This window comes from Pseudoalteromonas sp. c7(2019) (assembly GCF_011378625.1).
Lineage (GTDB): Bacteria > Pseudomonadota > Gammaproteobacteria > Enterobacterales > Alteromonadaceae > Pseudoalteromonas > Pseudoalteromonas arctica.
Genome location: NZ_WTKS01000006.1, coordinates 32,899 through 48,010, shown reverse-complemented (window position 1 = coordinate 48,010; position 15,112 = coordinate 32,899). Strand labels below are relative to the sequence as shown.

The following is a 15,112-nucleotide window of genomic DNA, read 5'->3' as shown; positions in this document are numbered from 1 at the left end:
CTCATGCTTGAATTTAACAACCAACAGATTGAAACCGACAAACAAGGCTACTTGCTTGACCATACTTTGTGGTCAAAGGAGCTTGCACCTGTAATTGCTATCCAAGAAAACATTACCCTTAGCGTTCAACACTGGGAAGTCATTAACTTTGTTCGTGATTTTTATATTGAATATAACACCAGCCCAGCAATTCGGATGCTTGTAAAAGCAATGGCTAAAGCACTCGGTGAAGATAAAGGAAACAGCCTTTATTTATATAAATTATTCCCTAAAGGTCCTGCTAAGCAAGCAACAAAAATCGCCGGATTACCAAAACCAGCTAGGTGCATATAATGAGATCTAAATCAGGCAATAATCAAGTAACTGAATCCAAGCCAAAAAGAAGTACAGGGCGTACTTATTCACGCAGTGCACTTAACAAAACGCCTTCAGGTAAAAGAGAGATAAAGCCGCAAATAGCATCTAAAGACAGAAAAATTGTGTTATTCAATAAACCATTTGATGTGCTATGCCAATTTACGGATGACAACGATAGAAAAACACTTGCTGAATTTATCCCTATTAAAGAAGTTTACGCAGCAGGACGGCTCGACAGAGACAGTGAAGGTTTATTGCTTTTAACAAACTGTGGAAAATTACAAAACACGTTAACTGCACCTGATAAAAAAACGAATAAAACCTACTGGGCACAAGTTGAAGGTGAACCAACAAGTAAATCAATTAATGATTTATGTAATGGCGTAGAACTTAAAGACGGGCTTACACTCCCCGCTAACGTTAAAATAATTGATGAACCTACAATTTGGACGCGTAATCCGCCTGTACGAGAGCGAAAAGCAATCCCGACTACTTGGTTAAGTATTACCATTAACGAGGGTAAAAACAGACAAGTTCGCCGAATGACCGCGCATATTGGACACCCTACACTTCGCCTCATTCGTTATAGCATTGGCAACTATACCTTGGATGATATTAATTGTGGTGAATACAAAGTAATTAAGGGCGTAGTTGATGCATAAACCGCATGTAACAGTTGCGGCAATAGTAAAAAAGCAAAATGAGTTTTTACTTGTAAAAGAGCGCGATAAATTTACACAGCAGGTTTGTTACAATCAACCTGCGGGTCATTTAGAGCAAAACGAAACTCTTGCACAAGCTGCAAGCAGAGAACTACTTGAAGAAACAGGCTTAGCGCTTGAGCCAGTCGGCTTTTTAGGTGTGTATAATTTGCATGCCGAAAATGGAGTGCACTATTTACGATTCTGCTTTTTATTTGAAGCGCCTGATAATATAAAAGCGCCAACACCAATAGATACCGACATTATCAGCGCTAACTGGTACACATTAGAGCAAATAAAATCACTACCGCTTAGAAGCCCTTTAGTATTGAAGTGTATTAACGACAGCCTGAATCGACCAGTATTAAGCCTAGAAACTATTTATAATTAGCTATATTGGGGAGTAGCTTAAATAAAATAATTAACTCTATTTTATTTACTCGGAGCTTAGCGCTATGCAGTTACGCCCTTGTTTTTTAGCATAATACAGGGCGTTATCAGCGGCTTTAACAAAGCTAATTTCATCACTATTTGTATAGTCACTGATGGTATTAATACCCATACTTATAGATAAAAATCCGGTAAAGCTATCCTGGTGTGCAATAGCTAAATTTTCTACAGCTTTTTGTATTTGCTCAGCTATAAACAACGCCCCTTGCCTATCGGTTTGAGGTAATAAAACAACAAATTCCTCTCCCCCATAGCGAGCAACAAAATCTTCTGGGCGACTAACCGTTGAAGCAATTGTTTGAGCCACATCATATAAACACGTATCGCCCGCTACATGCCCATACCGGTCATTAAATTGTTTAAAATGGTCAATATCGATAATAATCATCGATAGCATGCCTTCGCATTCTTTTGCTCGTTCGTACTCATGCGTTAGTTTTTCATCAAACCGACGCCTATTTGCAATCTTGGTTAATGCATCCAAAAAGGCCATATCCCTAAGTATATCCTCTGCTTCTAAACGCTCTGTAGCATCATTAAAAACAGCTAAAAACTCTTCGCCTATATCAATTCCTGAAATTTCCATCATCACTTGTGAACCATCACGACATGAAACTCGATAGTTATTTGCGGGTATATCGTTATTATTATTCAGCGCCTTTTCAAGTGAGTCTTGCCACAGATCTTTTACAAGTGCTCTATATTGCGGATCTGGATACGCTTTTTCCCACCACGATTTAAGATTAGGTACATCCTCTACTGTATAACCAAAAACATCTACAAAGCGTTGATTAACTTTTAAAATATCACCCGTTTTGGCACACACATTACATACCGGCATTGGCAAAACGGTAAATAATCTAGCGTAATGACTTATCTCATGTTTGCGCATAGGGTTGAGCGTACTTTGAGGTAGGTAACTCATTGGCATATCACTTTTTTCAATACTAAGCTTTTCGTCCATTTCTAAAGCAAAATACCATTCAAGCCACCAGTGCTCTACATGCTCAAGCACCTTTAGCTCAATGTTCTTTTTAGCAGTTGAGCCCTTAATTAAACTAAATAACTCATGTACATGGTTTGGTTCTTGGAAAATGTGGGGGTTTTTGAGTTTTATTAACTCATAAAAAAGGTGATAGGCTGACTTTTTAAACTCTGTCGTTTTACTGGAGAGTAATTCACTATCCACAAAGTCAGATTCGTTTGTGTAGTGTTCAACTAAAGAATTTATCTTGTTTATTTGATAGGCGTAATTCATATATTCATTCCATTGACTATATATCAAGCGACTTAAAGTGGTTTACATTCATATACTCACCACTATTTTTATTTTATTAAGTGTATATTTACTCTAGTAGTTTTAAAAGAAAATACTATTAATAAAACTCAATAACTACATGAATTATTCTATAGTCTTAATTTATTAGTAAAGATCACTTTAATATTACTAAAGTTACAGCCTGATAACGCGCTTAAGTCTAGTTTGCTATTTGTTATATAAATAAAATACTGACTAATTCCCCTCTTTGCGCCCTTAGTCTCTTTAAGCACAAACAAAATACATGCTATAATCGCGGCCTTTCCAAGTTAACAGCAATCTGTATAAGCGAAATTATTCATGAGCGAAAATAGTCACATTAAAGTCATTGTTGGCATGTCCGGCGGTGTTGATTCTTCTGTATCTGCATATTTATTACAACAACAGGGCTACCAAGTAGAAGGCCTGTTTATGAAGAACTGGGAAGAAGACGACAATGATGAATACTGTGCTGCCGCTGATGACTTAAAAGATGCACAATCAGTGTGTGATAAGTTAGGCATTGAACTTCACACAGTAAACTTTGCAGCAGAATACTGGGACAACGTATTTGAGTACTTTTTAGCTGAGTACAAAGCAGGTCGTACACCTAACCCAGATATAATGTGTAACAAAGAAATTAAATTTAAAGCCTTTTTAGAATTTGCTGCTCAAGCACTCGGTGCTGACTTTATTGCAACGGGTCACTATGTTCGCCGTGAGCTTCGCGATGACAAATACGTAATGTGTCGCGGACTTGATAACAATAAAGATCAAAGCTACTTCTTATATACTCTAAGCCATGAACATATTGGCCAAACGTTATTCCCTGTAGGCGATATCGAAAAACCAGAAGTACGCCGCATAGCAGAAGAACAAGACCTAATCACTCACGATAAAAAAGACAGTACAGGTATATGCTTTATTGGTGAGCGTAAATTTAAAGACTTTTTACAAAAGTTCTTACCAGCACAACCTGGCGTTATCGAAGACACTGACGGTAATAACGTAGGTGAGCACGAAGGCTTAATGTACCACACACTTGGACAACGCAAAGGCTTGTTAATTGGTGGTATGAAAGAAGGTTCTGGTGAGCCTTGGTACGTAGTAGATAAAGACCTTGAGCGAAATGTACTTATTGTGGGCCAAGGTAAAGATCACCCTCGCCTATACAGCAACGGTCTTAACGCAAACCAACTTCATTGGGTAGACCGTATTGGCCCTAAAGGCACCACCCGCTGCACAGTAAAAACGCGTTACCGCCAAGAAGACTTAAGCTGTACTTTACTTGTAGGTGAAGACGGCATGGCCCGCGTATTGTTCGACGAGCCACAAAAAGCAGTGACGCCTGGTCAATCTGCCGTATTTTACGCAGAAGATATCTGTTTAGGTGGCGGTATTATTGATTCGGTGATTAAGTAATGAATGAGCACCAAGTCATGGCGCTTGCCGCCATGTGCCAGGCTGCTAAACAAGTTCAAAAAATTGCCCAGTACGGCAACAATAACGAACATGATTTAGAAATCTTACTTTCAAGTATTATTCAAACATCTCCGGCATCGCCAGAAGATGTTTACCAAGGTACTGACAACTTACGTGATGGTTACAAAACATTAATGGCGCAGCTAACCGCAGGCGCTCAAAAAGATGTTGAAATTGTAAAGTACGTAGGTGGTTTAATGCAGCTTGAGCGAGCACTAAGTGCAAACGGCAAAAGCTTAAACGAATTAGGTAAACGAATTGATGATATTCATCGTCGTTTAGACCACTTTGCTATTACCGATGAGAGCGTTGTTGCCGGTTTAGCAGATATATACTCGTCGGTGCTGAGCCCCCTTGGGCACCGAATACAGGTTTATGGCAAACCCGAGTTATTAAAACAGCAGCCCACTCAAAATAAAATCCGTGCGTTATTATTAGCCGGCATTAGAAGTGCAGTATTATGGCGACAAATGGGCGGTAAACGCCGTCACTTTTTCTTTGCAAAAAGAAAAATACTCGCTATTGCTAAAACAAAAATTTAACTATCGTTCAAACTAAAATTTAGGAGTTATTATGGAGCTTTCAGCGTTAACGGCTATCTCTCCAGTGGATGGTCGCTACGGCAGCAAAACCACTGAACTACGCAGTATTTTCAGCGAATTTGGCTTAATCAAATACCGCGTAATTGTTGAAGTGCGTTGGTTGCAAGCGTTAGCTGCAGCAAGCGATATTAAAGAAGTACCTGCATTTAGCGAAGAAGCTAATGCACTTCTAAACGCCATTGTAGATAACTTCAGTGAAGCTGATGCACAACGCGTTAAAGATATAGAACGCACTACAAATCACGATGTTAAAGCGGTTGAATACCTACTAAAAGAAAAAGTAGCCGATAACAGTGAGCTTCATGCAATAAACGAATTTATTCACTTTGCTTGTACTTCAGAAGATATTAACAATCTATCTCATGGTTTAATGCTAAGCGAAGCGCGTAAAAATGTTTTACTTCCTTATTGCGATGAACTTTTAAGCGCAATTAAAGCTAAAGCAATTGAATACAAAACAATCCCAATGATGACTCGTACGCACGGACAACCTGCTACACCATCAACTATGGGTAAAGAGTTTGCTAACGTATATATGCGTTTAAAGCGTCAACGCGGGCAAATTGCACAAGTAGAGATGCTAGGTAAAGTTAACGGTGCTGTAGGTAACTACAACGCACACCTTAGCGCATACCCAGATTACGACTGGCACACACATGCAGATAAATTTGTATCAAGTTTAGGCTTAACACTAAACCCATTTACTACACAAATTGAACCGCATGACTATATTGCAGAGTTGTTTGACGCAATTGCACGTTTTAACACTATATTGTTAGATTTTGACCGTGACATGTGGGGTTACATTGCCCTTAATCACTTTAAGCAAAAAACAATTGCAGGCGAAATTGGCTCATCAACAATGCCACATAAAGTTAACCCAATTGATTTTGAAAACTCAGAAGGTAACTTAGGTTTAGCAAACGCTATTTTTGCTCATCTTGCACAAAAATTACCCGTTTCTCGCTGGCAGCGTGACCTTACTGATTCAACTGTATTACGTAACCTAGGTGTAGGTATGGGTTATGCAATTATTGCATACCAATCAACACTTAAAGGTGTAAGTAAGCTTGAAGTAAACGAGCAACGTTTAGCTGACGAGCTTGATCAAAACTGGGAATTACTAGCCGAGCCGATTCAAACGGTTATGCGTAAATATGGCATTGAAAAACCATACGAAAAACTTAAAGATTTAACACGCGGCAAACGTGTAAATCAAGAAATAATGGCTGACTTCATCGATGGTTTAGACCTTCCAGAGCACGCTAAAGTAGAAATGAAAAAACTAACACCTGCTAATTACATTGGTCGTGCTGTTGAGTTTATTGATGATTTAGTTTAAAAACTAAATTGCTCTTTTAAAAAGCGAAAGGATCATCCTTTCGCTTTTTTTGTTTTAACCCCATTGCACTAACTAGTAGGCATAATGTATGTATCAATTAAAAATAAATAATTTGTCTGAGCAAGAGTTTTTAAGCCATTTTTGGCAAAAAAAGCCGCTTTTAATCAAACAAGGTTTTGCTAATTTTCAAGACCCGCTTGATGCTAATGAACTTGCCGGCCTAGCAATGGAAGAAAGCATAGAGTCACGTATTATCACCAATCATAAAAATGACTGGCAAACGCACCAAGGTCCATTTGAAGACTTTGAGCAGTTAACCGACGATCACTCTACTTTACTCGTGCAAGCAGTTGATCACTGGCATAGCGATGCTGCACAACTGCTAGAACCATTTAGGTTTATTCCCAACTGGCGCATAGATGATTTAATGATCAGCTATTCAACGCCTAATGGTGGTGTTGGCCCGCATTTAGACCAATACGACGTGTTTATTATTCAAGGCGAAGGTAAACGTCATTGGCGTGTAGGCTTACCCGACCCAACACTTAAGCAGTTTGCTCAAAACAAAAAATTACTACAAGTTGAACCTTTTGAAGCCGTAATAGATTGCATATTAGAACCTGGCGATATTTTGTATATTCCACCAGGGTGCCCTCACGAAGGTTACGCTGTAGAAAACGCACTAAATTATTCAGTTGGTTTTAGGGCGCCAAATCAACAAGATTTATTGTCGAGCTTTGCCGATCATATTATTGATACCGAAAGCGGACAAAAACGTTATACCGATCACAACATCACACTAAGAAAATCAAAAGGTGAACTTACAAACCTTGAAGTTGATAAAGTTAAAACACTGATGGCGGCACTTTTAGAAAATGACGATTTATTTAAACAATGGTTAGGCTCAACGCTTAGTCAGCCCAAACATGAAATGGATTTAGCACCAGTAGAACCCCCATTTACACCTGAGCAAATAAGCGATGATTTAAGTGATGAAGAAGCTGTGTTTGAGCGTTTAGGTGGCACGCGTGCTATTTATCAGCAGCTCGATACCGAAGTGTTATTAAGTGTAAACGGTGAAAATTACGCTATGCCATTAACTGACTTAGCGGCGGTAAAACTACTTACCGATAATACTGAATTTGAAAGTTCAGCATTAAATTTAACAAACCCAAGTTTAGTTTTTACTCAAACTTTTACTACACTTGTTAATGAGGGGCTTTGGTTTAATATAGACCAAGAGTAATAATACCAATTTTATTAATAATGGTGAGCATTTTGCAGCGTAAAATATTATGTATACAGGTTAGTTAAAAATTTTAATTTTCATCTGATATTGGCTTAAATAATTTTGCTGTGATTGCTTACTCATTTTAATTGGCTATCAATAGGAGTTTGCAATGGGCTATCTGGTTGATAAGGTTGAGTGGGATATAAAAAAAGATATGCTACAAAAAATTCGAGAGCGAGTTTTTGTTTACGAGTTACATATCCCCAAGCATATCGAATTTGATAGCCTAGATAAAATTGCATCACATGTACTTGTTACAGACGATGCAAACTGCCCTATTGCAACAGGTCGGCTGTGTACAGATGGCTTAATCGGCAGAATAGCGGTATTACCCGAGCACCGTAATCGCAAAGTATATAAATCGCTTCTCAACTTTATTGTTGAATTAGCTTCCAACCAAGGTATAGAAGAAGTAAGCATTAATTGTATTTTAAATGAGGTAGAGCGTTTTAAGCGAAATGGCTTTATTCAGCAAGGAAATGTTTTTATGGAGGCGGGAATTCCTAGGCAACGTATGCAATGCTCTGTTTCGGCGTTTAATACAACCCCCTTCACACTTGTCCATTAGATAAAGAAAAGGGCAATAAATAAGCTATCACCCTCTACATTGTTACTTAACCCAAACTGTAGTTACTTTGGTTCATTTGCCCACAGCGGTTCATTATCATACATTTCGTACAAGCCATGTGCTCTATTTATAAGTAAGTTAGCAAAATCTACCTGCGTTTTATCACGCGCGCCTGTACTCATAATTTGATCCGCTTTTAATTGCCACTGCAAAGAAAAATAACGCATTGCATCGCGAGCATCTGTAGCTGCACTTACTTCAGCATGATCTGTAGGTAAGCGCCCTGTTACTACCCAATATGTTTTACCGTTTTGGGCTTTAAATTTCCACATTGCACAAAGTGGTGCTAAAAATCGGCTGTCTTTATCAACTACTGATTTTGGCATAATGCCCTTTTCGGCTAAATGTTTTTGCGCTGCTTGAAAACATTCGCGTTGCCACTGCATTCTTTGCTCATCAGTTATAACTTGCTCTTTTGCTGTTAACGGCTTTTTTTCTTGTTGTTGCATTTTTAATAACCTTTTACTTCTTTTTTAACACTCTAAGGGCTTAGTAAATAAGGTGCAAGTATAAAAAGGTCGTTTGCACCTTAAAGCGCTCTGTTTGCTGTGTTTTTAGCCAAACTATTATTTTATATTGTGATCAAAAGAACCTACATCACCCGGAAAAACTACTGGAGACTCAATACCGTCTTTACTAACAGAGGCTACACCAAAGTAATAATTATCAATCACTACGTTTTTAAGTGTGTACTGTGAAACCTTACCAACGTATTTACTAAACTGCCATTGCGGCTCGCTCGTGTAACGCCAATAAATTTTATAGCCAGCAATATTTTCATCACTGCTTTGTTGCCATGAAAACGACGTATCAGCTGTAACAGCGCCCTTTATTTTAACTTCTTTTGGCGGTGCGGGTGCCCACGCCATAGACGCCATCGTTACCGCATTAAGTGAAGTTAACTTAGCCGTATAATCAAAATCAACACCTTCAATGGTATCGCCATACTCAACACCATTTTCAGTGCGTAAATCTTGATGCTGACGATCGTAGTGCTCGTTAGTTTCCATAATACGCACTGCTGCAAAACCTGCATCATTAAATGGGCGATGATGCCCACCACGACCAAATCTATCTAATCGATATACAAGCATTGTATCTAAATTAGGAATGTATCTGTCAGCAATAGTATCTATGTAGCGAGCTAAATTACGACTCGCAGAATCGACTTCACCACCTGTAAAGCGCCGAGTATTAGCTTGCTCTTTTGTTTCTACAACACGGGTACCTTCTGAAAATATACGTGCAGTCGTGTTATTAGTTACCCCATTAATACCGGTAATATTGCCAATCATATCGTTGTTTAAAACGCCATGAACTTGCCAGTTATGCTTTTGTGCATAAGCCGTTAATATTTTACCGCCAAACAAACCTTGCTCTTCGCCCGAAAGCGCCGCGTAAACTACCGAACCATTAAATTTGTATTTACTTAAAACACGAGCTGCTTCTATTACTCCTGCCACGCCCGATGCATTATCGTTAGCACCCGGTGAATCACTCGTAAAGTCCATAACATCACTTACACGTGAATCTATATCACCCGACATCATCACCATCCGATTCGGCTCGCTCGACCCACGTTGAATAGCCACTATGTTAACCACTTCAACAGGATTGGGAATGCGTTTTTCGCCCGATATAGTGTCTTTTACTTCAATTATTTCCAAGCACCCACCACACTGCGCTGATATTTTTTCAAATTCTTTTTTTATCCAACGCCTAGCCGCACCAATACCTCGCGTATCCGATTTAGTCTCTGAAAGCGTATGGCGAGTACCAAAATCCACCAGCGTTTGAATGTCACTACCGATACGGGTAGCCGATACTTCACTTGCTATATCGTGTAACTTTTGTTGGTCGGTATATTGTAACTGCGTTTCACCATGTGCTGATAATGCAAGTGTGCAAGCGCCTGCAATTGCAGTAAATTTGAGTAACGTTGTTGTGATTTTTAAAGGTGTTTTAAGCATCTATTAGCTCCTAATTATTATAGTGTAACCATTACTTAACTAGGATTTTATGGCAACACATTTGAGGTAGATGCAGAAAGGAGCACGCTAAAGCGCAGTTATAGTAATAGTTAGAGAGTTAATTGAGTCGTACAATCAACATAATACCGGTCATAGGAATTAACCCAAACATCCACAGCTTTATTCCTAAAATATATTTTTTAAAGTTCCCTTTATTTATACAAGAGCTAACTCTACTTCTATAACCGTTAAAATCACCCAAAATTAAAAACACAATTCCAATTACGATTGCGTAAAATAAAGCGCCAATAAGTAAAGGGTTTTGCTTAAAAGTACTGATTATTTTATCTAAGTGGCGAATGTCAAACGTCATCGCTAAAAGAAAACTATATACAGTAGATATCATGGCTAACAATGCTGCAGCATTGATGGCAGTATTTTTATTTCTTGAGTCTAATTTTTTCATCCACTGAGCACACACAAAATGAACGGCGCAAATAAATGTTCTTATTTTCAATCCTTGAATAACATCTAACTAATTAATTGCTAATACAATATTATATTTAGAGGTTAAATTACAAACCTTGTTACACAAAAATCTATTAAAAAATGTGTTTTTCGTGGCACACTGTCATTGTTTATATATTAATAGTTTAAGTTATGCGTCAGCTAAAAGAAGATACAGTTAAAAGTAACCTTATTGAGTCGCAGCAAAGTGCATACGGCCCCGTATGCGTGTATCAAAATAAAAAATATCGTTGGTTAACGCTTGCACAAAAAACCAATGAAGACATTACAATTCAGGGTGTTATGAACCTTATACACCCTGAGCAAGTAATAGTACCTGTAAACCAGTGTATGATGTTATTTTTACTTAAACCGGTAGATACACTAAATATATTAAATTTAGGCTTGGGCACTGCAGGGTTTGAGCGAATTATGTATCACTTACAAAGTAATACGCCTTACATAAACACCATCAATACATTTAACACGGTAGAAATAAACCCAAGCATTGCCTTAATTGCTGCCCAGCACTTTAAGTTACCAATTAAGCACAGCACCTATTTACAATGCGCCGAGCAATATATTACCCAATGCACTGATCACTTTAACGTAATCACTATCGATATTTTTAGTGGTGAATATCACCAGCCTTTTTTAACCAGCGATAGCTTTTGGCAAAATATAAATCGCTGCAGTGAGCAAAATACGCAAGTAATCATTAATTTAAACCCACAAACAGGCCAAGAGCTGCAAATGCTTTTAGTACTTTTAAGGCAACATTTTCAGTGCTTAGCGATAATAGAGTTTAACGAATACAAAAATATAGTGATCATACTAAGCCAGCAAACATTAATGCATATAAACGTTGATGAAATACAAAACTCACCGGTGTTTATAAACTTTGCGCCAGACCTTTATAAAAGTATTAACAGCATTTACCACATTGAATAAAACGCGTTACCGACCAGGTTCATGTTTTTCATAGCACGGTAAGCTTGTTTCTAACTTCTCCCAGTTAGCTTTAGACGTAACAAAATTATGCGATAAAACCTGCTCAGTAATATCGCTATCAAATATTCCTAAACGAATTCGTATTCTACTTTTGTCATCATTATTGCGACTATAAACCGGCGAGCCACAAAATTTACAAAAGTAACGAGTACGCCCCACTTTAAAACTATACTCGCTAAGTAGAGCCTGCCCTTTAGTTATTATGAAGTCATCTGTATTTACAAAGCCATTGGTTGCAAATGCAGTCCCGCTGTTTTTTCTGCACAGTGAACAATGACAATGGATAATGCTGGTTATACTACCCGACACCTCAACATTTACCTCACCACACAAACACGAACCCGTATACATAAAACGTCCTAATAATTTAAACTCAGCTAAAGCTTGCCGAGCTGATTGAATGCAAAGGTTATATTACATTTTCAAGCTCTATCAAACCATACCTATTGCTTTAATGATTGACATAAAAACATTAAATTGGTTACATAACCTTTACTTTAAAGTTATAGCCAAAACGATAATTGGTTAACCAAAAACACCTAAACTTACTGAGATCCAATTATGCATTTTAAACACACGTTACTTTTATGTTTGTTAAGCACGCTAGCGGCGTGTTCAACCATTTCTGAAAACACGTCGAGCGATTGGCTACTTATTGATGATTTTGAAAACTCACTTAGCAAGTGGCAGAGTGTCGATACGCAAAATGAAACTAAACCACAGGTTAAAAACCCACAAATAACGGTTATACAATCAGAACAAGCAACTGTATCTGCAACTACATCCACAAATCATTATTTACTAAAAAAGCCTGCACGCGATGGTATTGTCGGCAATCGCAAAGCGCTTTCTTATACAAAGCTTCCACAAGCGGTTGAAGTTGGTCAAACCTACACATTTTATATGCGTATAAACGTGGCTGTTTTTCCTAATAACCATGCTTTTGGATTAAGCAACCTTACGCCAGAGCTAATTAATAAACATGCGTACGATGCGTTTGAGCCTACACTTCGCGTAACCGATAAAACAGAATCAAACGGGCTTGTAAACGATGGCGCATTAATGGTTAAAACCAACAGCGGGTATAGCAACATTCAAAACTACACTACCAAACAATCGGCCAAGCCACTGCAAACAAATACATGGTACGACGTATGGTATGTTGTTAATAACACAGCAGCCTCAGAGCAAGGTCAGCAATATGATGTTTACGTAAAAGGTGGTGAATTTAGCAAGCAAACACTGGTGTATAAAAATGCACAATTTAGAATGAAGCGCGAACAACCTCTTATATATTTTTTAGCAAACTGTAATACAGGCCCAATTAAAAAGCCTTACGGAAATGGTGGCCTCAGATATGACGATTTATACATGAGCAAAGGTACAAACCTAAATAACCCAATGCTATAAAAGTAAGTGAAGTGTTTTAGGTGTTCTTTTATACATAAGTTTATATTAATAACGCTCTAGCATATTCACAATTAATACCTTACAAACCTGCATTTAAAAATACTTAAATGGTATAATAGCCACCATTATTTGCCATTTAAGTTTTTAAAATGTATCGATTATTTGAAAAAATGACAAAAGCATTTCCTGAGGATCAACCTACTCAGCCGCCTTCGACTTTATTTGCTTTTTGTCGTCACTACACCAAAGGAATGGAACTGTCGTTGGTGCTAATGTCAATCAGTGCCGCCATGCTCGCTATTTTAGAGGTTTCTTTATTTAGCTATATGGGGCAGCTTGTTGATTGGTTAACGGCCTACACACCCGAAACCTTGTTTGTAGAGCAAAAATCAGAACTTATCAAAATGGCTGTCATGCTCTTACTGGTATTGCCCGTAGTCGTATTTTTTCATTCTGCTATTTTGCACCAAGCATTGCTGGGCAATTACCCTATGTCGATTCGCTGGTTAGCGCATCGTTATTTACTGCGCCAAAGTGTGAGCTTTTATCAAAATGAGTTTGCAGGAAGAATAGCCACCAAAGTATTACAAACCTCTTTAGCCGTTCGCGAAACAGTGACCAAACTACTCGATGTATTAATGTACATAGTGGTTTATTTTGGCTCAATGGTCTTTTTAGTTGCCGAAGCTGATTGGCGCTTAATGATCCCTTTACTGGTTTGGTTAGTTTTATACATTTGTGTACAGCTTTATTTTGTACCTCGCCTTAAAAAAATTGCCAGCTCACAAGCTGATGCGCGCTCAGAAATGACCGGTCGAATTGTTGATAGCTACACAAATATTTCTACTATTAAATTGTTTTCGTATACCCAGCGTGAAGAGCAATACGCAAAACAAAGCATGGATGTATTTTTACAGCCTGTGTACAAACAAATGCGCTTGGTAACCAGCCTAAACTTTGTTATTCAAAGCTTAAATTATTTATTAGTATTTTCAGTTACCGCTGTATCACTTTATTTATGGTCGCTTAGTGCAATTAGCGCAGGTGCCATTGCAGTTGCTGTTAGTTTAGCGCTTAGATTAAACGGTATGGCGCAGTGGATCATGTGGGAAATAAGCAGCTTGTTCGAAAACATTGGCACCGTAGCCGATGGTATGAAAACACTGTCTAACCCTATTGAAGTTGCCGATAAACCAAATGCTGATACGCTTAACGTAAGCCAAGGTGCCATTGAGTTTAACAACGTACACTTTAACTACGGCAAAGCAGCAAACGAGACTAATCGAAGCCCAGTAATGAACGGTTTAAACTTAAACATTAAACCTGGCGAAAAAATTGGCTTAGTCGGTCGCTCTGGTGCAGGTAAATCAACACTTGTTAACTTGTTACTGCGTTTTTACGATACTGACTCAGGAACAATAAAAATTGATGGGCAAAACATCACAGACGTAAGCCAAGAAAGTCTACGCCGCTACATAGCGATGGTTACGCAAGACACTTCCCTGCTTCATCGCTCAGTAAAAGACAACATTTTGTATGGTCGCCCCGATGCAACGCAAGCTGAGATGATCAACGCCACCAAACAAGCTAAAGCACTTGAGTTTATAAACGACTTGGTAGATAGCAAAGGCAACAAAGGCTTTGATGCTCAAGTGGGCGAACGCGGTGTTACTCTTTCGGGCGGTCAGCGCCAACGTATTGCTATTGCACGTGTGCTACTTAAAAATGCACCCATACTTATACTCGACGAAGCCACCAGCGCACTCGACTCAGAAGTAGAAGCAGCAATTCAGGCAAGCCTTGATGATTTAATGACAGGCAAAACAGTAATCGCGATAGCGCATAGGCTCTCAACCATTGCACAAATGGACAGATTAATTGTACTTGATGACGGCGGCGTAGTTGAGCAAGGCACTCATGAAGAACTAATCGCTAAGGGCGGGATTTACGCAGCCCTGTGGACACATCAAACAGGTGGGTTTATAGGCGTCGATTAGCCATTAATATTACCTTACTGTAGACGTGGTTTATATTCTGCTGCTACCTAAACAAAAAAGCGAAGAT

General features: G+C 38.5%; 16 protein-coding genes. 11 read left to right on the top strand and 5 right to left on the bottom strand.

Going from position 1 to position 15,112, the window contains the following annotated elements; genetic code table 11:
- Positions 1-3 precede the first annotated feature (3 nt).
- The 3 genes from GQR38_RS08380 to GQR38_RS08370 are packed head-to-tail and all read left to right on the top strand — an operon-like array spanning position 4 to position 1,449.
- Entirely contained in the window at positions 4-333 is a 330-nt protein-coding gene (locus GQR38_RS08380) for a TusE/DsrC/DsvC family sulfur relay protein (protein ID WP_007580207.1), read from the top strand.
- Positions 333-1,019, top strand: coding sequence for a pseudouridine synthase (locus tag GQR38_RS08375; protein ID WP_165722974.1), 687 nt, complete (start codon positions 333-335; stop codon positions 1,017-1,019). Before GQR38_RS08380 ends, GQR38_RS08375 begins: the two co-directional genes overlap by 1 nt.
- Positions 1,012-1,449: an NUDIX hydrolase gene (locus GQR38_RS08370; protein ID WP_024592558.1), complete on the top strand. Its 438-nt coding sequence runs from the start codon at positions 1,012-1,014 to the stop codon at positions 1,447-1,449. Before GQR38_RS08375 ends, GQR38_RS08370 begins: the two co-directional genes overlap by 8 nt.
- A 45-nt stretch (positions 1,450-1,494) precedes the next feature.
- Here the strand turns inward: GQR38_RS08370 and GQR38_RS08365 are convergent, their stop codons facing one another.
- Complete coding sequence (locus GQR38_RS08365) at positions 1,495-2,766, bottom strand: diguanylate cyclase (RefSeq protein ID WP_024592557.1); 1,272 nt, start codon at positions 2,764-2,766, stop codon at positions 1,495-1,497.
- A 360-nt stretch (positions 2,767-3,126) separates the two neighbouring features.
- On the opposite strand from GQR38_RS08365, the gene mnmA reads away from it, so the two are divergent.
- The 5 genes from mnmA to GQR38_RS08340 all read left to right on the top strand — a co-directional run bounded on the left by mnmA (position 3,127) and on the right by GQR38_RS08340 (position 8,090).
- The gene (gene mnmA, locus GQR38_RS08360) at positions 3,127-4,227 is read left to right on the top strand and encodes a tRNA 2-thiouridine(34) synthase MnmA (protein WP_165722975.1); all 1,101 of its coding nucleotides are present in this window, start codon (positions 3,127-3,129) and stop codon (positions 4,225-4,227) included.
- Positions 4,227-4,829 carry a high frequency lysogenization protein HflD gene (hflD, locus tag GQR38_RS08355; protein WP_165722976.1) on the top strand — a complete coding sequence of 201 codons (603 nt, stop codon included), beginning with the start codon at positions 4,227-4,229 and terminating at the stop codon, positions 4,827-4,829. Before mnmA ends, hflD begins: the two co-directional genes overlap by 1 nt.
- 31 nt (positions 4,830-4,860) lie before the next feature.
- A complete protein-coding gene (gene purB, locus GQR38_RS08350; protein WP_010552649.1) occupies positions 4,861-6,231 on the top strand; it encodes an adenylosuccinate lyase in 1,371 nt (456 codons plus the stop codon).
- An 88-nt stretch (positions 6,232-6,319) separates the two neighbouring features.
- Positions 6,320-7,477, top strand: coding sequence for a cupin domain-containing protein (locus GQR38_RS08345; RefSeq protein ID WP_165722977.1), 1,158 nt, complete (start codon positions 6,320-6,322; stop codon positions 7,475-7,477).
- Positions 7,478-7,631: 154 nt separating this feature from the next.
- Positions 7,632-8,090 carry a GNAT family N-acetyltransferase gene (locus GQR38_RS08340; protein WP_165722978.1) on the top strand — a complete coding sequence of 153 codons (459 nt, stop codon included), beginning with the start codon at positions 7,632-7,634 and terminating at the stop codon, positions 8,088-8,090.
- Positions 8,091-8,152: 62 nt separating this feature from the next.
- On the opposite strand, the gene GQR38_RS08335 is transcribed toward GQR38_RS08340, so the two are convergent.
- From GQR38_RS08335 to GQR38_RS08325, 3 genes are all read right to left on the bottom strand, one after another.
- On the bottom strand, positions 8,153-8,599 hold the full coding sequence (locus GQR38_RS08335) for a DUF4826 family protein (RefSeq protein WP_007580192.1): 447 nt from the start codon (positions 8,597-8,599) through the stop codon (positions 8,153-8,155).
- Positions 8,600-8,716: 117 nt separating this feature from the next.
- Complete coding sequence (locus GQR38_RS08330) at positions 8,717-10,120, bottom strand: M28 family metallopeptidase (protein WP_165722979.1); 1,404 nt, start codon at positions 10,118-10,120, stop codon at positions 8,717-8,719.
- 118 nt (positions 10,121-10,238) lie between these two features.
- The gene (locus GQR38_RS08325; protein WP_206006115.1) at positions 10,239-10,586 is read right to left on the bottom strand and encodes a hypothetical protein; all 348 of its coding nucleotides are present in this window, start codon (positions 10,584-10,586) and stop codon (positions 10,239-10,241) included.
- A gap of 194 nt (positions 10,587-10,780) precedes the next feature.
- On the opposite strand from GQR38_RS08325, the gene GQR38_RS08320 reads away from it, so the two are divergent.
- Positions 10,781-11,578 carry a hypothetical protein gene (locus GQR38_RS08320; RefSeq protein ID WP_165722980.1) on the top strand — a complete coding sequence of 266 codons (798 nt, stop codon included), beginning with the start codon at positions 10,781-10,783 and terminating at the stop codon, positions 11,576-11,578.
- Between the two features lie 6 nt (positions 11,579-11,584).
- Here GQR38_RS08320 and GQR38_RS08315 read toward each other — a convergent pair whose 3' ends face one another.
- Complete coding sequence (locus GQR38_RS08315) at positions 11,585-11,989, bottom strand: GFA family protein (protein ID WP_165722981.1); 405 nt, start codon at positions 11,987-11,989, stop codon at positions 11,585-11,587.
- A gap of 210 nt (positions 11,990-12,199) precedes the next feature.
- Here GQR38_RS08315 and GQR38_RS08310 point away from each other — a divergent pair, with 210 nt between their 5' ends.
- Both GQR38_RS08310 and GQR38_RS08305 read left to right on the top strand, forming a co-directional pair.
- Entirely contained in the window at positions 12,200-13,048 is an 849-nt protein-coding gene (locus GQR38_RS08310; protein WP_165722982.1) for a hypothetical protein, read from the top strand.
- 149 nt (positions 13,049-13,197) lie between these two features.
- On the top strand, positions 13,198-15,045 hold the full coding sequence (locus GQR38_RS08305; protein WP_101163795.1) for an ABC transporter ATP-binding protein: 1,848 nt from the start codon (positions 13,198-13,200) through the stop codon (positions 15,043-15,045).
- The last annotated feature ends 67 nt before the right edge of the window (positions 15,046-15,112 follow it).